This window comes from Rothia sp. HMSC069C03 (genome assembly GCF_001811075.1).
In the GTDB taxonomy this organism is placed as follows: Bacteria; Actinomycetota; Actinomycetes; order Actinomycetales; family Micrococcaceae; genus Rothia; species Rothia mucilaginosa.
Window position 1 is genome coordinate 1 of the sequence record NZ_KZ627135.1, and the last position, 19,460, is coordinate 19,460.

At 58.5% G+C, this 19,460-nt stretch carries 18 protein-coding genes, 1 tRNA gene and 1 rRNA gene; 16 read left to right on the plus strand and 4 right to left on the minus strand.

The annotated features are described in order from the left end of the window. Positions 1 to 100: 100 nt before the first annotated feature. From rrf to HMPREF2779_RS02215, 14 genes are all read left to right on the plus strand, one after another. Positions 101 to 217 (plus strand): 5S ribosomal RNA (gene rrf, locus HMPREF2779_RS02155). 309 nt (positions 218 to 526) lie between these two features. Then, positions 527 to 913: a hypothetical protein gene (locus HMPREF2779_RS09100; RefSeq protein ID WP_233992205.1), complete on the plus strand. Its 387-nt coding sequence runs from the start codon at positions 527 to 529 to the stop codon at positions 911 to 913. 185 nt (positions 914 to 1,098) lie between these two features. Further along, positions 1,099 to 1,272 carry a hypothetical protein gene (locus HMPREF2779_RS09105; RefSeq protein ID WP_233992207.1) on the plus strand — a complete coding sequence of 58 codons (174 nt, stop codon included), beginning with the start codon at positions 1,099 to 1,101 and terminating at the stop codon, positions 1,270 to 1,272. 442 nt (positions 1,273 to 1,714) lie between these two features. Beyond that, positions 1,715 to 2,593, plus strand: a complete 879-nt coding sequence (locus tag HMPREF2779_RS02165; RefSeq protein WP_070684600.1) for a DsbA family protein — start codon at positions 1,715 to 1,717, stop codon at positions 2,591 to 2,593. A 229-nt stretch (positions 2,594 to 2,822) separates the two neighbouring features. Next, positions 2,823 to 2,896 (plus strand) — tRNA-Thr (locus HMPREF2779_RS02170). Between the two features lie 126 nt (positions 2,897 to 3,022). Continuing rightward, positions 3,023 to 5,221: an acyltransferase family protein gene (locus tag HMPREF2779_RS02175; RefSeq protein ID WP_070684602.1), complete on the plus strand. Its 2,199-nt coding sequence runs from the start codon at positions 3,023 to 3,025 to the stop codon at positions 5,219 to 5,221. 139 nt (positions 5,222 to 5,360) lie between these two features. Beyond that, positions 5,361 to 6,191, plus strand: a complete 831-nt coding sequence (locus tag HMPREF2779_RS02180) for an ABC transporter ATP-binding protein (protein ID WP_105360711.1) — start codon at positions 5,361 to 5,363, stop codon at positions 6,189 to 6,191. A gap of 158 nt (positions 6,192 to 6,349) precedes the next feature. Beyond that, positions 6,350 to 7,162 carry an SGNH/GDSL hydrolase family protein gene (locus HMPREF2779_RS02185; protein WP_105360712.1) on the plus strand — a complete coding sequence of 271 codons (813 nt, stop codon included), beginning with the start codon at positions 6,350 to 6,352 and terminating at the stop codon, positions 7,160 to 7,162. An 827-nt stretch (positions 7,163 to 7,989) separates the two neighbouring features. Next, on the plus strand, positions 7,990 to 8,226 hold the full coding sequence (gene rpmB, locus HMPREF2779_RS02190; protein ID WP_004005966.1) for a 50S ribosomal protein L28: 237 nt from the start codon (positions 7,990 to 7,992) through the stop codon (positions 8,224 to 8,226). A 3-nt stretch (positions 8,227 to 8,229) separates the two neighbouring features. Continuing rightward, complete coding sequence (rpmG, locus tag HMPREF2779_RS02195) at positions 8,230 to 8,400, plus strand: 50S ribosomal protein L33 (protein WP_004005967.1); 171 nt, start codon at positions 8,230 to 8,232, stop codon at positions 8,398 to 8,400. A gap of 2 nt (positions 8,401 to 8,402) precedes the next feature. Further along, positions 8,403 to 8,708: a 30S ribosomal protein S14 gene (gene rpsN, locus HMPREF2779_RS02200; RefSeq protein WP_005506731.1), complete on the plus strand. Its 306-nt coding sequence runs from the start codon at positions 8,403 to 8,405 to the stop codon at positions 8,706 to 8,708. Between the two features lie 92 nt (positions 8,709 to 8,800). Further along, complete coding sequence (locus HMPREF2779_RS02205; RefSeq protein ID WP_005506733.1) at positions 8,801 to 9,088, plus strand: HU family DNA-binding protein; 288 nt, start codon at positions 8,801 to 8,803, stop codon at positions 9,086 to 9,088. 571 nt (positions 9,089 to 9,659) lie between these two features. Continuing rightward, positions 9,660 to 10,481: a hypothetical protein gene (locus HMPREF2779_RS02210; protein ID WP_105360713.1), complete on the plus strand. Its 822-nt coding sequence runs from the start codon at positions 9,660 to 9,662 to the stop codon at positions 10,479 to 10,481. A 232-nt stretch (positions 10,482 to 10,713) separates the two neighbouring features. Further along, complete coding sequence (locus HMPREF2779_RS02215) at positions 10,714 to 11,415, plus strand: hypothetical protein (RefSeq protein ID WP_105360714.1); 702 nt, start codon at positions 10,714 to 10,716, stop codon at positions 11,413 to 11,415. Positions 11,416 to 11,549: 134 nt separating this feature from the next. Here the strand turns inward: HMPREF2779_RS02215 and HMPREF2779_RS02220 are convergent, their stop codons facing one another. Continuing rightward, positions 11,550 to 12,788: an alpha-hydroxy acid oxidase gene (locus HMPREF2779_RS02220; RefSeq protein ID WP_060823914.1), complete on the minus strand. Its 1,239-nt coding sequence runs from the start codon at positions 12,786 to 12,788 to the stop codon at positions 11,550 to 11,552. A gap of 413 nt (positions 12,789 to 13,201) precedes the next feature. Between HMPREF2779_RS02220 and HMPREF2779_RS02225 the strand changes: the two genes are divergently transcribed. Continuing rightward, positions 13,202 to 15,172, plus strand: coding sequence for an NHL domain-containing thioredoxin family protein (locus tag HMPREF2779_RS02225; RefSeq protein WP_070684616.1), 1,971 nt, complete (start codon positions 13,202 to 13,204; stop codon positions 15,170 to 15,172). 287 nt (positions 15,173 to 15,459) lie between these two features. Here the strand turns inward: HMPREF2779_RS02225 and HMPREF2779_RS02230 are convergent, their stop codons facing one another. After that, entirely contained in the window at positions 15,460 to 16,437 is a 978-nt protein-coding gene (locus HMPREF2779_RS02230) for a hypothetical protein (protein ID WP_070684618.1), read from the minus strand. A 63-nt stretch (positions 16,438 to 16,500) separates the two neighbouring features. Here HMPREF2779_RS02230 and HMPREF2779_RS02235 point away from each other — a divergent pair, with 63 nt between their 5' ends. Further along, entirely contained in the window at positions 16,501 to 17,202 is a 702-nt protein-coding gene (locus HMPREF2779_RS02235; RefSeq protein WP_070684620.1) for a hypothetical protein, read from the plus strand. Positions 17,203 to 17,368: 166 nt separating this feature from the next. On the opposite strand, the gene HMPREF2779_RS02240 is transcribed toward HMPREF2779_RS02235, so the two are convergent. Together HMPREF2779_RS02240 and HMPREF2779_RS02245 are read right to left on the minus strand one after the other, a co-directional pair. Next, a complete protein-coding gene (locus HMPREF2779_RS02240; protein ID WP_070684621.1) occupies positions 17,369 to 18,034 on the minus strand; it encodes a class I SAM-dependent methyltransferase in 666 nt (221 codons plus the stop codon). A 182-nt stretch (positions 18,035 to 18,216) separates the two neighbouring features. Further along, positions 18,217 to 19,263 carry a MauE/DoxX family redox-associated membrane protein gene (locus tag HMPREF2779_RS02245; RefSeq protein ID WP_105360715.1) on the minus strand — a complete coding sequence of 349 codons (1,047 nt, stop codon included), beginning with the start codon at positions 19,261 to 19,263 and terminating at the stop codon, positions 18,217 to 18,219. Positions 19,264 to 19,460: the final 197 nt, after the last annotated feature.

Sequence of the window (19,460 nt, forward strand, 5' to 3'; positions counted from 1 at the left end):
GCGTTCACTGTATGGTTTTTGGATAACAATCCTGGGCTTCCTTCGGGAAGTTGAGGCTTTTTATTCGGAAATTTTGAATAATGAAGTTATTCGCTAGATTTTCCGTGGTTATAGCAAGAGGGAAACGCCTGGTTCCATTCCGAACCCAGAAGCTAAGACTCTTCGCGCCGATGGTACTGCACTTTTGAGGGTGTGGGAGAGTAGGTCACCGCGGGTTTTTTATTCAAGAGGGGAAGACCTTATAGGTCTTCCCCTCTTTTTGTGTACCCAAAAACTCCTAGAACGAAAGACACTAACTCAGCAAAGGTGCAGAGACTCAGAAATTCAGAGACTCAGCTGAGTAGCAGAGGAACAGGGGATGCAGCCTCGCCAGACAGCGTTTGATGCCCGGGCGACGAGATGGGAATTCACAGATCCGCCTGAATGACGAAAAAGAGAGTACGGCAGAGAAACTCTTGATACCTTAACAACAAGAGCAGTCCACATCTCTACTCAACGAGTAGAGAGCAAACAAAGGAGCATCATCATGGCCGATGAGAAGAGCATCTACGAACGCTGGAGCGAAGAACGCCTCGACCCGCCCTTCCCCAAAGAATGGGGACTGGACAAAGAAGACGAAGCCGAACTGCTCTGGCCCATCTGGCCCCTTCTGTTCATGGGTGAATCTGATACCGAACAGTACGTAGAAACTATCACCGATTATGTGATGGACGTACTCGGTCTGGAATACGATGGGGAGAACGAAGACAGCAAGCTCTGGGAGAAGCGCGTAGAGGACTACGTGGAAGAGCTCATCAAGCGTCGTCGTGCCTTTGCTGCTGAGCTGGGCATTACCCACGAAATGCAGAAGAACTCCAACCTCAACCGTGCCTTTTCGCAGCCCTGGAAGAAGAAGGAGTCATCGCACGACTGAACTTCACCTGTTGCGGTACCTGCGCATCCGCAGAGATCTGGGATGAGATCGACGATAACCGTGAATGGAAGGGATACATCTACTTCCACCAGCAGGATACCGAAAGCCTCGCAGAGAGCGGCGGCACCTACGTTGGCTTTGGTTCCTTCCTCGCCTACCCCAGGGACGAAGAAAAATGGAATACCTTGAGCGATGCGCAGAAGGAAGAGATCAGTGCCCTGCACAAGAAGCTCTCCGTGGAGCTCATGAAGGACACTATTATCCCCGTACTGGAGAAGCACGGTCTGAGCGTGAAATGGAAGGGGAATTTCGATACTCGCCCGTTCATTGGGGGAGTGGAAGTCTATAACATCCCCTAACCGCTGGTGAGCTGAACCGGGTGGGTGCCTCGGCGCTATACTTGTGCGCTACTTGTGGCAGAGGGGAGAGGCGCCTCCCAACGCTACGAAAGTTTACGAGGAAATAAGCTGAGAGCGTGAGAACAGACACCACGATATCTCAGTCAGAGTATTAACTAGCCGATACGGCACCCATTCGGTAGGCTAGACGGGTAGCGCGGTACGTCCACACTAGAGATAAGGCAGAACCTATCCACGTGATAGGAACTGATCGACATAGCCTTCTGCTGCCATATACGGCAGGAAGCTAGAGCTCTAGAACACCCTATAGGGGATAAGAATAACCCCGAGCCGGAAGAGTCAGATCATCTGAAGCTTTGCTCGGATGAACGCTCACTCCAACCGGAGTAGGCTAGAAGAAGTGGACGAACCGCCACCCATATTCCCAACCAAAGGAGCAGGCATGTCGACCGACGCCCGCGAAAAAGCCCGCCAGATTGCGGCCCAGCAGGCCAAGAAGAGCCCCAGCCAGGCAAGCCGCCGATGGCTCCAGTTCGGCGTACTCGCCGTGGTCCTCATCATCGTAGGTATCATCGGCTTCGTCGTAGTCAACGGCAACAAGAACACCAAGGTAGCAGAAAGCGGCCCGGTGCCCTCCAGCGCCAACGAATACGGTGGCATTGTGCTGACCAAGGACGGCATCGTCCAGAACTCCTCCACCCAGGAGACCCGCGACTTCAAGCAACTCGCAACCTCGACCTCCTCCGTGACCCCCATGGTCAACGGAACCGCAGCGGCAGTCAACACCCTGCCCCCGGGCGTGCAGACCGCTGAAGAGGCATCCAAGAACGGCCAGCCCGTACGCGTGACCATCTTCCAGGACTACAACTGCGTGCACTGTGCAGAGTTCGAGAAGAAGTACGGTGAAGAAATCCAGAAGCTCGTCGAGGACGGCACCATCACCCTGGAAATCCGCAACCTGACCTTCCTGGACCGCTCCTCACCCACCGCTTACTCCGCACGTAACGCGGCAGCAGCATACTCCGTGGCCAACCAGGTCAGCACCAGCGAATTCCTGAACTACCAGCGTGAGATCTTTACTCACCAGGGCCGCGGCGACATGAACAACCAGCAGATCGCCGACATCGCTTCGAAGTACCACGCTTCCATCGGCTCCGATATGAACGATGGCAAGTGGCGCCCCTTCGTGGACGTGGTCAACGCTGAATCCGCAAAGAACGGCATTCAGGGTACCCCCACCGTCTTCGTTGATGGCGACCAGTACACCAGCAACGACTTCAGCTCCTTCCTGAAGCAGAAGATTGAAGCAAAGAAGAAGTAAACGCTTCGATACGAAAACCCGGTAACCTCCACGCGAGGCTACCGGGTTTTTCCATGCACGGTGATGAGTACGAGGGGTGGGTGAGCAGCGTACAGAGGCAGTGCTCATAAGGGCTAAAACGAAGGAAACGAACATACCATCACCCCATAATTTAGAAGTATTCTCAACCAAACCCTAAAAGAACAACTAAGCAGACTCAACCAAGAGAATAAGGTACACTGGACAGGTTGCCTCCTTAGCTCAGTTGGCCAGAGCATCTGTCTTGTAAACAGAGGGTCACCGGTTCGAATCCGGTAGGGGGCTCAGAAAAATCCTGGTTCGCACCAGCCTCATAGCAGAGGTGCGGATCAGGATTTTATTGTACGAGTGTCCTGTAGTGTCTAAGGGACTCGCACTAGCACATCGTCCACCCGCCCTGAGGAACCAAGTATGTCTGAAACCTCCGGAACCCCGCAGGCCCCCGCCTCGCAGGGCACCCGTACCGCGGCGCTGCGCATCGTCAAAGCACGCGAAACCAACGACTACCCCCTCGAAGAATTCATCGAATCGCGAGGATTCCGCCCCGAAATCCAGGGCCTGCGCGCCTTCGCCGTGCTCCTCGTGGTGCTCTACCATGTCTGGTTCGGCAAAGTCTCCGGCGGTGTGGATGTCTTCCTCTTCATCTCCGCCTTCCTGCTCTCGCTCTCCTTCATGCGCAAGATCAACGAAGGCAAACCCCTCAACCTTTTCAACTACTGGCTGCACGTTTTCCAGCGACTGCTACCCGTAGCCACCGTGGTTATCGCGTGTACCACCATTGCGTCCTTCTTCGTGCTCGCGCCCAGTCGCTGGTCGCAAACCGTAACCGACGCAAGGAGCTCCCTGTTCTACTTCCAGAACTGGAACCTCGCGTTCAGCTCCGTAGACTACTACGCCCAAAACGCCTCCGTGAAGTCACCCTTCCAGCACTTCTGGTCGCTCTCCATCCAGGGACAGATCTTCATCATCTGGCCCCTGCTCTTCGCCGCAGTAGCCTACGTCGTGCACCGATTCCGCGGGAACCTCTTCACCACCGCGGTATTCATCTTCAACACGGTGTTCGTCGCATCCCTGACCTTCTCCATCGTCGAAACCGACACCAACCAGGGATTCGCCTACTTCGACACCCGCACCCGCCTGTGGGAATTCGCCATCGGTACCCTGCTGGCAATGCTCACCCTCAAGTGGAAGGCACCCGAGAAGGCTCGAGTAGTTATGGGCTGGGTCGGCATTATTGGTCTGGTCACCTGCGGCGCAATCCTGCCCGTGGAACGAGCATTCCCCGGCTACCTGGCGCTCTGGCCCGTGATCTCCGGTGCGCTCGTCATCATGGCAGGCCGCACCAACAGCCGCTGGGGCATCGATCGACTGCTGGTCTCCACACCCCTGCAGAACCTCGGCAACATCTCCTACGCCCTGTACCTGGTGCACTGGCCTATCCTCATTCTCTACAGCAGCGCCGTCGGTACCTCCCGCGTGAACTTCATCGAAGGCGCCATCATCATCCTTGCTTCCATCGGCCTGGCATGGCTGCTCATCCGCTTCGTCGAGAAGCCGCTGCGCTACCGCAAGGACCCCTTCGTACCCTGGCTCATGATGAAGATGCGCTTCAAGACCGTCTTCTCCGTCAAGACCTGGGCAGACCAGCTCGCCTTCATCCTCGCGATCTTCCTGGTCGCCGGCGTACCCCTGGTCGCCGCACAGACCTGGGTTGGCTACCGCAACACCCAGTCCGAGCAGAACGCCGAACTGAAGGTGCAGACCGCCAGTGAAAACTACCCCGGCGCCCGCGCTATCGGCGGCGCCCAACAGGGACTTATTGACAACCCCATCCCCTCCGGTGGTGACGTCAAAACCCAGTTCGACGGACTGAGCGACCCCTGCGCTGGCGGCTTCGCGCCTTCCGACCCGGCACTCGCCAAGTACTGCAACGTGCAGAAGTACGGCCCCGAGGACGCACCGCTGACCATGGTCATCGGTAACTCCCACGCCGAACAGGCGCTGAGCATCTTCAAGCCCATCGCAGAACAGACCAAAACCAACCTGCAAACCTACCTGCTCGGCGGCTGCCAGTACCCGGTCCGCGCCGTCAACGCCAGCAACGAATGCTCGGAATTCAACACCAAGATGACCGAGGAAATTCTCAAGCGTAAGCCGCAGACCGTGGTGCTCATCGCCACCGTTGCCCAGGCACGATCGAACGACGAACGAGTCGACCCGAGCCTCGACGAGACGGTCCGCCGCCTCACCGAGGCAGGAGTCCAGGTCATCGGCCTGCGTGATAACCCGCGCTTCGAGTACAACATCTACGAGTGCGCTCAAAAGGCCGGTGCCGACAAGAGCTCCTGCGCACGACCCGCAAGCGACAAGTACGCCGCCGAAAACCCTGCAAAGGAAATCTTCGATAAGTACCGCAATCAGGGTGCCGTCATGGTGGACCTGAAGGACGTGTACTGCCCGGACGGCATGTGCAGCCCCGTGGTTGGAAACATCTACGTCTACCTCGACGACAACCATGTCTCCAAGACCTACAGCCGCACCATGGCTCAGGAAGTCTTCCAGCGTGCAGCGGAAGGCGGCTGGCTCGTCAACGGAAAAGTGAACTTCTAAAGTTCGCCGATATAGCGGATCCCCCGTGCTGTTCTACAGAAGTATGAACAGTGCGGGGGATCCGCTATTTTCTGACCCGAAATTAGGATAGGCTAAGTTAGGAGGCTCCCGGGAAAAGCCTTAGAGAAGAAAGGACGCCATGAAAGAAATCACCGAACGCACCCTCAAAGTTGAGAACGTCAGCCTCGGCTACGGCGAAACCACCATCGTCAAAGACCTCTCCCTCGAATTCCCGAAGGGTAAAATCACCGCCATCATCGGCCCCAACGGCTGCGGTAAATCCACCCTGCTACGCGGTGTCTCCCGACTACTCAAGCCGCTCAACGGCGACTTCACCCTCGACGGCAAATCCACCCACGAATACTCCATGAAAGGCTTTGCCCGCATGGTCGGGCTCATGCCCCAGCACCCCATCGCCCCCGAAGGCATTACCGTAGCCGACCTGGTCTCCCGAGGACGCTACCCCTACCAGGGACTCTTCAAACGCAATAGCGCCGAAGACGACGAAGCTGTCGCCTGGGCGCTAGAAGCCACCGACACTATGTCCCTCGCCGAACGACAGGTTACCGAGCTCTCCGGCGGTCAGCGTCAGCGCGTCTGGATTGCCATGGCGCTCGCCCAGGAAACCGACATCCTACTGCTGGACGAGCCGACCACGTACCTCGACCTGGCACACCAGGTGGAGCTACTTGACCTGCTCTCGGAACTCAACGAACAGCGCGGCACCACCATGATTATGGTGCTGCACGAACTGAATCTCGCCGCCCGAGTTGCCGACTATCTCGTCGCGATGAAGGACGGCTCTATCGTTGCCCAAGGCGAAGCACACGACGTGCTCACCCGCGAGAACCTGCACACCATCTTTAGCCTGAAGGCCGAGGTTGCGGACCCGTTTAACGACGGCAGTGTAGTGGTGGTACCCTATCCCCGGAGTGCGTCCACCGTTGCCGGTTCAGCTGTCGCATCCTAAGAAACCCCCGCTCATATCTGAAGAAGAACCCTCAACAGTGGGATACTGGAAAACAGGACGCACCGAAAGCTAAGCGAAGAAGCCGGTACACCGCGCAGGTGTGCCGGCTTCTTCCACAGAAGGGTCACTCTCTATAGAGGCCCGGAAAGAAGAACACAATGACGACCCCGCTCCTAGACCCCAACGGCAAGCTCAACGGTGAATCAGTACGCTACGTGGCAATCGGCGACTCCTTCACCGAAGGCGTGGGCGACGTAGACCGCCGCCGCCCCAACAACCTACGAGGCTGGGCAGACCGCGTTGCCGAAGGCCTCGGTGCAGTAGACCCGCAGGCGCAGTACGCAAACCTCGCCATCCGCGGCCGCCTGCTCATTCCCATCCTCGAAGAGCAGCTGCCGGCAGCCCTGGCGCTGAAGCCCAACCTGGTCACCTTCTACGGCGGCGGCAACGACATCATGCGACCCAACGTGGATATTGACCAGCTCATGACCCACGTAGACGAAGCCTTCGCCACCCTGCGCGGCGAAGGAATCGAAGTGCTTACCGTAACCGGCCTGGATGTACAGGGCCAGGGCCCCTTCGCCCGTACCCGCGGCCGTACCGCCACCTACAACGAGCTACTGCGCGGTATCGCTGAGTACCACGGCGTGCACATTATCGACTACTGGCGCTGGAATGACTTCCTCGATTGGCGTCTGTGGGCTGATGATCGCCTGCACATGAACGACCTCGGTCACGAACGCTTCGCATCCCGCGTGCTGGCGCAGCTCGGCCTGCCCGGTGTGGTCACCGAATCGGTACTGCCCCCGGAGGTGCAGCTGACCGTCCGCGAGAAGATTGAGCAGGAGGCACGCTGGGTCCGCGAGTTTGCCCTGCCGTGGATCGGCCGCCGCCTGAAGGGTATGAGCTCCGGGGACGGTGTGAGCCCCAAGTACCCGGAGTGGGTCCCCGCGGCAAGCCTTAAAAACTAACGCCCTTAAGAACTAATGCTGAGGGGGCGCATGTTACGGTGTAAAACTGTATGCCGGGGGAGTGCCCTGTGCTGTATCTGTACCGTATTTGCGCTCGCATTTACGCCGTAACGGGAACGGTAAATCCGCCGTTACGCGTACCGTTGCAAACCCTTAAACCGCCCTTTAAAACCGGGGCGGAAGCGTTAAAACGAGAGTTAAATACTCTTTAAACGCGTGTTTAAGCCTGTTTAACAGCCCTGCGCACACCGCAAGAATCGGTGGCGTGGGGCTGTTTACGGCTTAGATCCGGCTTAAGCTGTTAATCTCACAACATGAATTTCACCGGTGTAATTTATCCCCGGTCACATAGAGAACATCCGTTCTTAAAAAGGTGCATTAACGCCTGACTAGGGGTGTTAAAAGAATTCCTTAAAAACATCTGGACTTGCAAAAACACCCATTTTTGGTAAAATGGATAGGTATGTTTGCCGCTCGAAGGCAGGCGTGCATCCGTAAATCGAGCTCTTCGCTTAAACGAGGTGCAATCGGCTCAGAACACCGAGATTCCGCGGATTTTTAAGGCAAAATCCGGCGTGCAGGCTTGCGCGAACCCCCGTATTTACCTAGAATTTAACGCTGTTCGTAGTGGTGGAAACGCCTCTCGACACTAATAAGCTTCACCGTTTTTCCCGCGGCGGGGATCGATGCGTGGCCTCTCACCCACGTGACGATCTCAAACACTCTAGCCCGGCGAATAACCCGGTGCTTCTACATTGGTGGCGGGACGCTCACGAGTAACATCGACTGCGTACCGTCATAAAAGTCAATCAATAAAGGAGTGAAACATGGCAGCAGTCTGCCAGGTGACCGGAGCTGTTCCCGGCTTTGGACACAGCATTTCGCACTCGCATCGCCGCAACAAGCGTCGATTCGACCCGAACGTTCAGAAGAAGACCTACTGGGTTCCTTCGCTGCGTCGTAAGGTAACCCTGAACGTGTCCGCTAAGGGCATCAAGGTTATCGATGCTCGTGGCATCGATGCCGTTGTTGCAGAAATCATCGCACGCGGGGAGAAGATCTAGTAAATGGCATCCAAGGCTAAGGACCTCCGTCCTATCATCAAGCTCAAGTCCACTGCTGGCACCGGTTACACCTACGTGACCCGTAAGAACCGCCGCAACAACCCCGACCGTATGGTGCTGAAGAAGTACGACCCCGTCGTTCGCAAGCACGTTGACTTCCGAGAGGAGCGCTAAGAATGGCTAAGAAGTCCAAGATCGCTCGCAACGAGCAGCGCAAGGTCATCGTCGCTCGCTACAACGAGAAGCGTATCGCGCTGAAGAAGACCCTGATCGACGAGAACGCTACCCCCGAGGAGCGCGAAGCAGCACGCGTGGCACTGCAGAAGCTGCCCCGCAACGCTTCCCCCGTTCGCGTGCGTAACCGCGACCAGATTGACGGCCGCCCCCGCGGTACCTTCCAGAAGTTCGGTATCTCCCGCGTGCGTTTCCGCGAAATGGCACACCGCGGCGAGCTGCCCGGTATCACCAAGTCCAGCTGGTAAATCTGGTATTTTAGTTCCTAAACGGTTTTCCGTCGTCACCGACGGTCACTCGCTTTAGACTCAAACCTTAAGTCTCTGGAAGGGGCACCCTAATGGCTAAGAACCGTACCGAACTCGTTGCAGAGGTTGCAGAGAAGTCTGGCAAGAGCCAGGCAACTGTGAATGCAGTCCTCGACGCAGTGTTCCAGGTTTTCGAGTCTTCCGTCTCCAAGGGCGAGAAGATCACCATCCCCGGTTGGATGGCAATCGAGCGCACCGACCGTGCAGCTCGTACCGGCCGTAACCCGCAGACCGGCGAAACCATCCAGATTCCCGCCGGTCACGGCGTGAAGCTGACCGCAGGCTCCAAGCTGAAGGCAGCAGTCGCTAAGAAGAAGTAATTCTTGAGACTTTGAATCTGCTAAAGACCCCCACCATACGGTGGGGGTCTTTTAGTATGCCCAGATGCTCTCTTGGTGATGAGGATGCGGGTTGCTGGGGAGCGGTTCAGCTGGCGAAGAGGTTAGGCTAGTGAAGAGGTTCAGATGGCAGGCTGGGAGGTGACGGGCTGAGATGGGGGCGTGCTGCGGGGAGCGTATGCAAGGTGGGTCTTCAAGAACTTAACCCTCAACTCGAGCCATAAAACACAGAAAGTAGCTCGGCTTCACGGGAGAAGCTATGATGCACTGCGGAAAAAATAAAGAAAATTTATACATTTAAGCAGAAAGCTATGCATAAGCTGAGCGAAAAACCGGGATTATCAAACCCCGCTGGGAAAAATACTTATACATCGCTGTCTGGACACAGCTTAAACACAGCAAACTAAAGCTCAATCTTAGACTCACACCCTAAGCTGGAATCACCGGTGAAGGAAAAGCCACACACCATACAAACGGCCCCACCCCAACCGGAAAATCAACCATACAAACCCCGGACGATTGACCCTCCGGGACGCACAAGGAGAACCACCTCATGGCACGCCCCGCTCAGCATACTTCCGCACAGGCCACCAACCGTCGCTTCCGCACCGGCGCGGCAGCGCTGTCCCTGGCAGCAATCGCAGCACTCGGTCTGAGCGCCTGCGGTGCCCAGAACACCTCCAACCCTGCGCCCACCGCCACTGCAACCGCTAAGGCATCCTCCACCGCCGATGCAGCAGTCAACGCGGGCAACGGCAAGGTCACCGTCAAGGCAAGTGACGCAGCCTCCCCGAGTGCCACCGCAAGCAGCTCCCAGGGCACCGTAACCGTCACCGGTGCCGACGGTACCGGCGTCACCACCGGCGCTGACGGCACCGTAACCGTGAACGGTGCAAACGGTACCGGCGTGACCGCAGACGCTAGCGGCAACGCAACCGTCAACGGCGGCTCGGGATCCGCCAACTCCGGCTCCTCTGCAAAGACTGACGAGAAGGCCGGCGAGACCACCGCCAAGAGTGGCTCCAATGGTGCCGGTAACGGTTCTGTGACCGTCGACAGCGGAACCGTCAGCGCCGCCAACGGCTACACCATGATCCAGATTGACGCTGACGGCGGCTGGTCCTACCACGCACCCAACGGCGACATTGTAGAAGTTGATGCTGACGGCTCCTGGGAACGCGTCGGCCCGAGCGGCAACGTAGAGGTTGAAACAAATGGTTCCTGGAACCTCGTCGGAAAGCCCGGTGTTGTCGAAGTGAAGGCTGACGGCTCCTGGGAACAGACCGGACAGGGCGCCTTCCAGGTACCTGCCGTACCCGTCAAGCCCGCCGGTGCCGGCGCTGACCCCATCCAGCCGGTTACTCCGCGCCGCTAAACGACAGATTGATACCCCCGGCGAAAACGTGGCTATCCCACCCGCTAGAATGCGGATAAACGCCCACGCGCCCGGATAATCACACCCAAACTCGATAGAATTAACGCGGTTGGTTAAAACCGATAATCGTTATGGGAACCACACAAGGATCCCGCGCACGACGCGAATACGTCGCCAACTAGCCGCACCATACTCAACAACCACAAGGAGAAACAATGGCATTCGCCCCGCAATGAAGAAGACCACCGCGGTTCTGTCCATCGCCTTCGCAGGCGCACTGGGCCTGAGCGCATGTGGCTCCCAGTCCTCTTCCACCACCACTACTGCAACTGCATCCGCATCCGCTTCTGCAACTGCTTCCGCAAGCGCATCGGCTAAGGCATCCTCTGCCGCTGCAACCACCTCGGCTGCTTCCGCTTCCGCTACTGCAGACGTGAAGGTCGACAAGGACGGCAACGTCACCGTCAAGGCTAACGACGGCGAAGGCAACTCCGCAGACGTGAAGGTCGGTGCAGACGGCAAGGCATCCGTAGACGCTAAGGACTCCGAGGGCAACTCCTCCAAGGTAGAGTCCGACGAAAAGGGCAACACCAAGGTTGAGTCCAAGGACTCCGAGGGCAACACCACCTCCACCGTTGAGGGCGACGTTATCGCTTCCGAGGACGGCGGCTGGACCATTCAGGGTGACGAAGGCCAGGTAGCTGTACAGGCTGACGGCTCCTGGAGCCGCCAGGACGCAAACGGCCAGGTCGCAGTTAAGGCTGACGGCTCCTGGAGCATCCAGGCTAACAGCGGCCTGCAGGCAACCGTGGACGCATCCGGTGAAGTAACCTCCATCGTTGGCGGCGAGAAGGCAGACCTGAAGGCTCCGAAGGTTCCCGCAAAGCCCGCACAGGCTAAGGTCACCCCCGTCAAGCCTGCACAGCCCAAGTAAGCTGTAAAGAGCTAACAGCGGCTTGTGACGCTACCAGAGCGTGACAGTCCCTGACTTAGAAGACGCCCCGTGCGCATCCGACCGTGATGCGTGCGGGGCGTCTTTAATTATTTCTCACTCGGGGATGGAGGGGTTTAAATCTTCGGAATGGGTTGCAGGCGGCGCAACTGCGTCACATGCTTGGGTTCGAGTTCCTCAACGCAGCTGACCTGTAGCAGGCGCATTGTGCGGCGCACCTCTTCCGAGAGGATCTCAATCGTGCGATCCACACCGCGGCGGCCACCCGCCATGAGTCCGTATAGGTAGGCGCGGCCAATCAGCGTGAACTTGGCGCCCAAGGCCAGCGAGGCCACCACATCCGCGCCGTTCATAATGCCGGTATCCACCATAACTTCGGTGTCCTTGCCGACCTCGCGAACCACTTCCGGGAGCAGGTGGAAGGGAACCGGAGCGCGGTCCAACTGGCGGCCGCCGTGGTTCGACAGTAGGATGCCGTCCACGCCTAAATCAGCCAGCTTCTTGGAATCCTCCACGTTTTGCACGCCCTTAATGACAATCTTGCCGGGCCACAACTCACGGATTTCCTTAAGATCCTCGTAATTGATGGACGGATCCATGGCAGCGTCCAGCAATTCGCCCACCGTGCCGCCTGTCGAGGAGAGTGAAGCGAACTCCAATTTGGGCGTGGTGAGGAAGTCATACCACCACCACGGGCGCGGAATCGCGTTCGCCACTGTCTTCAGCGAAAGCTGGGGCGGAATGGAAAAGCCGTTGCGCTTATCGCGCAGGCGCGCCCCCGCAATGGGCGTATCCACGGTGAAGAAGAGCGTATCGTAGCCAGCCTTTGCGGCGCGCTCGACCAAGCCGTAGGAAATCTCACGCTGACGCATCACGTACAGCTGGAACCACAGACGGCCGTTTGGGTTAACTCGGCGTACATCCTCAATGCTGGTTGTACCCAGGGTTGAGAGGGTGAAGGGGATGCCCGCTGCCCCCGCCGCGCCGGATCCGGCAATCTCGCCCTCGGTCTGCATGAGGCGTGTGAAGCCCGTGGGGGCGATACCGAAGGGTAGCGCGGAGGTGCCACCCAGTACCTTCGTGGTGGTGTCTACGGTGGAAACATCCGTCAGGATACCCGGGTGGAACTCGATATCCTCGAAGGCCTGGCGGGCGCGGGTCATTGACAGTTCACCTTCCGCGGCGCCGTCCGTGTAGTCGAAAGCGGCGGCTGGTGTGCGGCGCTTTGCGATGCGGCGCAAATCGTAGATGGTCAGTGCGCTCTGTAGGCGGTTGCCTGCAAAGTCGAGGCTGGGCTTCTTGAATTGCATAAATTCAAGTAGTTCGCTGGGCTTGGGGAGCTGACGTTGCACCATGGGAGGCCTTTCTCTTGGGGGCGCCGCCTGCAGGGCGGGCCTTGGGTGGGGGCGGGGTCATCGGCGAGTCCCGCAGAAGGGTGTGCGAAAAATCGCACCTTCCCAGTCTAAAAATTAAGGGTTAGGTTAATCAACAGTTAGGTAAGGCTTAACTTATTAAGTTAAATATTTCGGGGGTGCCCCGGCGTATCGGTACCGGAGGGCATGGCGAATGAATGAGATGCAATGATTTCCAAACCCGTGCATACCACTTTCGCACTCCTCAACTCACGCAAATATGACGTAATATGACGAGCCGTTACCTCCCGCGTTCACAATGCTCAACTCCCAGCGAACCACCCCCACCACGCTGGCATAATGGGGACAGCAAACCAACGCGCCCACACACGGCGCACCCAACAGGAGAGAAAACCATGAGCGAGAACACCACCCGCAACGTACGCGTGCGCGCCAGCGAACTCGAAGGCCGAGCCTGGCTCAACACCGGCGACAAAAACCTCACCCTGCAGGACCTTCGCGGCAAAATCGTTATTCTCGACTTCTGGACCCTCTGCTGCATCAACTGCCTACACGTCCTCGACGAACTACGCCCCCTCGAAGAAGAATTCTCCGACGTACTCGTCACCGTCGGCGTACACAGCCCCAAATTCGAACACGAAGCAGACCCCGTAGCGCTTGCCGCAGCCGTCGACCGCTACCACATCACCCACCCCGTACTCGACGACCCCGAACTGACCACCTGGCAGGCATACACCGCCCGCGCATGGCCCACCCTCGTCGTCGTCGACCCCGAAGGCTACATCGTCGCCCACCTCTCCGGCGAAGGCCACGTACAGGGCCTCACCTCCCTCGTACGCGAGCTCGTCGCCGAGCACGAAGCGAAGGGCACCCTGCACCGCGGCGACGGCCCCTACGTACCCCGCCCCAAGGCAGCCGGCACCTACGCCTTCCCCGGCAAAGCCATCGAACTGCCCGCCGAATTCGGCCCCGCAAACCTCTTCGGCAACCGCGAACGTACCTACCTCGTCGCAGACAGCGCACGCCACCGCATCCTGCAGGTAGCAGCCGACCTCAACACCGTCATCAACACCTACGGCGGCGGCGACGACCCCATCAACCACCCCGTCAAGGGCCACGTCGACGGCACCGGCACCGAAGCACGCTTCAACGAACCCGCCGGCCTCGCCCTCGTACCCGAAAACCTGCGCGAGAAGCTCGGCTACGACGTGCTCGTCGCCGACACCGTCAACCACCGCCTGCGCTCCCTCAGCCTGCGCACCGGCGAAGTACGCACCCTCGCAGGCAACGGCGTGCAGCGCGTCATCGACGGCGACAACGCCATCACCGGCGACCCCAACTACATCCCCGCCGGCGTACCCGCCACCGAGATTGCTCTCTCCTCGCCCTGGGACGCCGTCTACTCCCGCGAAGCCGGCCAGTTCATCATCGCCATGGCAGGCACCCACCAGCTCTTCGGCTACGAACCCATCAACGGTACCGTCAGCATCTTCGCAGGCTCCGGCGTCGAAGGCCTCGCCGACGGCCCCGCCGCCGACGCCTGGTTCGCCCAGCCCTCCGGCATTATCGAAGCACGCGACGGCAGCCTCTGGGTCGCATGCTCCGAAACCAGCGGCCTGCGCCACCTCACCTTCACCGACAACGGCGTACAGGTCACCTCCGCAGTCGGCAAGGGCCTGTTCGACTTCGGCTTCGTCGACGGCGACTCCGACACCGCCCGCATGCAGCACCCCCTCGGCCTGACCGAACTGCCCGACGGATCCATCGCAGTCGCCGACACCTACAACGGCGCCATCCGCCGCTGGGACCCCGCAACCGGCACCCTCGGCACCCTCGAACGAGGCCTCGACGAACCCTCCGACCTGCTCGTCGAAGAAGTACCCGGCGAAGAACCGCGCCTCATCATCGTCGAAACCAACGCCCACCAGCTCGTACGTGCTTCCATCCCCGCCAAGGCACAGCACGTCGACGAAGGCGCCATCACCACCGCACGCCCCTCCACCAAGCTCACCGGCGGCACCCTCGAATTCACCTCACGATTCACCGTGCCCACCGGCCAGAAGCTCGACACCCGCTGGGGCGACCCCACCCAGCTGAAGATCTCATCCACCCCCGAGAACTTCATCCTGGAAGGCGCCGGCACCTCCACCGGACTGACCCGCACCCTCGTGCTCAACCCCGAAATCACCGAGGCAGTCCTGCACATCACCGCCCGCGCCGCCGCCTGCGACGGCACCCCCGACGGTGACATCCCCGAGCACGCAGCATGCCACCTCTACCAGCAGGACTGGGGTATTCCCGTCGTCGTGACCGGTGACGAGGCAGACGAAAGCGAACTCGTCCTGGACCTGCGCGGTATCAACTAGTCACCTAAATACATAAAACAGGAACCGGTACATATCCTCGCTCCTACAGGGGAACCCGCCCTCGCTTCGCTCGGGCACCCTGATATCGCTACGGATAGTACCGGTTCCTTTGTGCTTTGTAGGTCCGTGGGTAGGCGAAAGGACCGGGTCATCCTCGCTCCTACAGGGGCACCCGTCCTCGCTTTGCTCGGACACCCTGATGTCGCTACGGATAACACCGGCCCTTTTCCTTCTGTACCGCCCTGATGTCGCGTTCAGAGCATACTGGCTCTCGCAGCTCAGCAGCTTTAGAAGGAGACTCGGACCGCCTTCGCATCCGCCTCCACCGATGCCTTCAACGTAAACGGAATCTCCTTCTGCACCTGCGAACGCTCACCCGTAAACAAATCCAACTGAGTAAACGACACCTTCGCCGTACCCGACATCGGCTTCAACGACCACACACCCGCCGAACTCACACTTACCTGCGGATCCGCAACCTTCGCCACAGACCACTTCACCTCAGAATCCACACGACCCGTAAACGCATACTCAAAAGGGCACCCACCCGGATAAAGAGTGCTCTGCTGCGTACACTTCTTCAAATGATCCTGCACCTGCTCCTTCACCGACGACAACGCATTATCACTCGGCTTCAACTCCATACGCACCGCATGATTCGCATCCTGCGCAGTCACCACCTCATTTACCTTCTGCGCCGTATAAACCGTCGAATCATACGACACCGCATACACACCCGGATAAAACACCGGGAACGACGCCGCACCATCATCCACCGCAACCTTACGGTTATTAATCGTCGCAGCCTCCACACCCTGAATATTCACCTTCACCGACGGCAAAGACGCCTCATCAATAGCCCACTTATCAAAAAAGCCCCAATGCGTGCCCGAACGGTGCAAACGAAAATCCGTATGCTGCTGCGAACCCTCCAAAGTATAGGACGCACGCACCGTCGCATGCTCCCCATCCTCGCTGGTCTCCACCACCTCATACGACACCTCACCCAACGAAGACACCGAACGCCTCAAAGCATCCCCATCCAACAAAGACGCGTCACCCTCAGGAATCTGCGCACCCAACAAACCACGCGCATACGAACCATTACCCGTACGCAACGCATGAAAATACTCCCGCACCTGACCCGTCGGACCATACACCAGCTTATTCGTCATAACCAGCGCCGCAGCAGCCACAGAAACCGCCACCACAACACCGACCATCCACATTGCCAGAACCCGCTCCACGGGAGAAAAATTACGCATAGAACCAGAGTAACGCAGGTAGTCCGCTAGGTTTCGCGCACCGCACACACTAAAGTTGTGTATATGGCAGAACGCGCTCACGAAGTCCCCGCCAAATACGGCGAAGTCAAAGAACTATTCCACCCCCGCATGCGCTCCTACGGCAGGCGCATTGAAGCGGCACTCCCCGGCACCATCGTGCTCCTCGCCGCGCTCGCCTTCATCTTCTACAAGCGACCCGCCCTGCCGTACACCATCCTCGTACTGCTCATCGGCACCATCGCAGGCGTAAACCTCTACTCAGTCCTCAAACCCACCATCATCGTCATCACCAAAACCCACGTGCTCCGTGCACGCACCTTCGGCTGGTTCGCCGTACCCCTCGAAAAAATCGATCACACCATCTTCGCCGAAAAGCTCTACCCCAAAAAAGCCTACGGCCAGAAACTCAAAACCGTCGCCGGCCGCCTACGCTACCGCAGCTTCCCCGCCATGTGGGCTGTCGACAAAGACGGCAAACAGCTCATGCGCATCGACGGCCGCGTCTGGGACGGCAAAACCATGAGAGAAGTCTCCTCCAAACTCTCCGCCCAAACCACCATCTACAAACAGATCAACGTGGTCAACATGGACAAAGAACACAAGGGACTCATCACCTTCAACGAACTGCACCCCGGCTGGCGCTCCAGCCTTATGACCGCACTCGCCGTCATCATCGTGGCAATCCTCTTCGCCGCATCCTTCATGCCCGAAGAACTCGCACGCACCATCTACCTCATCCACTAGAACACCCGTTCTTCAACGGTGCTTCTTTTCGGATGCGCATCTTCAGGACGCGCAAAGGCCCGGCACCCACCCCATACGGGGCAGGCGCCGGGCCATTTGTATGCCTAACTCAAGACGCATTGCGCGTTAGCTCAAGACGTACTGCGCGCCAGTTTTAGATGCGAGCCTAGCTCTCCGGGCGCGACAGCACCGCCACCAAAAACTCCGAAGAACCCTCCACAAACGGGTGCATCTGCCACGACGAATACGTATTATCCACGTTCAGGCCAGCATCGCGGGCATCCGCCAAAAACTGCTCAAACGCATAATCACGGCCCGGACCCGAACCGTAACCCACGACAGCGCGGCCGCCCGGCGCCAACACGCGACGGAAATTCTCAACCACCGGCTTACGAGTCGAACGAGCCAAGAAACCCATCACATTACCCGCACACACCAGCAACTCAAAACCATTCTCCGCCGTAGCCTCACCCTCAATGCCCAGCACCTCCGGCAAATCCACCAGATCAGCCGTAATCCACGTAGCATCCGGGCAGACGCGGCGCGCCTCCTCAATCAGCTCAGGGTCAATATCCACACCCGTCACACGGTGACCCAACGCGTGCAGCTGCTTACCCACACGACCAGGACCCGAACCCGCATCAAGAATCTTCGCACCGCGAGAAGCCATAGCGTTCAACAGACGAGACTCACCCGCCATATCATTACCCTCAGCCTCCATCGCCTTAAAACGGTCAATGTACCACTGAGAATGATTTGGGTTGCTCTCCTTCCGGACCAACCACAGTGACTTCTCACGCTCAGCCGGAGCGTTGAAACTCATCATTGCCATAAAAACTCCTTAGACAGGGTTGAGGATGCGCCAACCGCCACCAGGCAAGGTGACCGCGGCATATAAGCGGTGTGTGCGCTACGTTCTAGCATAGCCCCACCCGGCACCTGCCGGTAAGGGCAGTAAGAGCTGGACGGGGCTATCGGGACAGCACGAAAAACAAAGAAGCTACAGGGGAGCGGTTAGAGGTGATCGCCGCCAGTATTCGACGTACCCTCAGCAAACGCCTTACGCATCTGCTCCTCAACCTGCTCCTTACCAGCCACCGGGCCGCCAGCAATCAGACCATCAGCGCCCAAAACCACAGCCAACGGTACACCATTACCGAAATTCGCGCGCGCGCCAGCCTCACGGTCAATCAACGGAGTCAAACCCTCCGGCAACGTACCCGCATTACGCGACGTCTGCAACGACTCCAGGCTCGAATACACCGGATGCAACGCCACCTGCGGCAGACGCTCCTGCCACGAAGACATCGTCATCAAAAACTTCACACAACCAGCGCAGGTCGCCGACACAAACACCAGCACACGCGCCTGATTCTTAGCCAACGCACGCAAATTCGTGTGACGGCCATTCTCCAGGTACAGCGCCGCATGCGGAATCGGCATGCGAACATACTGCTCCTCGCCATTCTCGTCATACACCGGCTCCGGCAAAATCAGCTCAGCCTGCGGCTCCGGCTGCGCAAGAGCATCACCGCGGCGAACAGCCTCCAACGTCACAGCAATCAGCGCCGCACCAAAAACCCAAGTCCAGCCGCTATTACCCAGACCCAGCAGAGTCAACACAACACCCGTGCCGCCCCTCAACGCACTCGCATGCGCACCAGCCGCCGCCAACAGCAGCGCAATATTACGGACCAGCGTATAACGGCTCACCGGCGCATTCGACTCAGAACCAAAACAATTACAACCCGCAGTACGACCCGTCGCCAGCGCGCGCGCAATCACCACCGTATAAAACAGCATCAGAATCAGCGCCAAACCCGAAGCAATCACCGCAGGCAAACGCACCGGCGACAGCAGCAGAACGGCGGCTAGTGCGATTTCGAACCACGGCAAAATCAGCGACACCGCACGGGTCGGCGCAATCTTCTCCAAACCAAGATTCTGAATACCGGTCACGGTACTCTGCGGGTCCTTCGCCTTAGCAATACCGCTAATCAACAAAGTCAACGCAACAAGTGCCGTACACAAAACAAGCGGCACAGTAGAGACGGTGAGCATAAAACCCCTAGAGTGAGTGTGCGAAAACAGGAGGCGGCAACGGCAGTTTTTAGGTAGCGCAAACCGCGCGACGTGCCGCCGTGTTATACACGATTTTACGCCCTGCACATGGGGAATTGTCTCTACGAGTTAAGCTCTACGGGTTAAGCGGAAAGCGGTATTCGCCCTCGTTCCTACAGGGGCACCCGCCCTCGCTT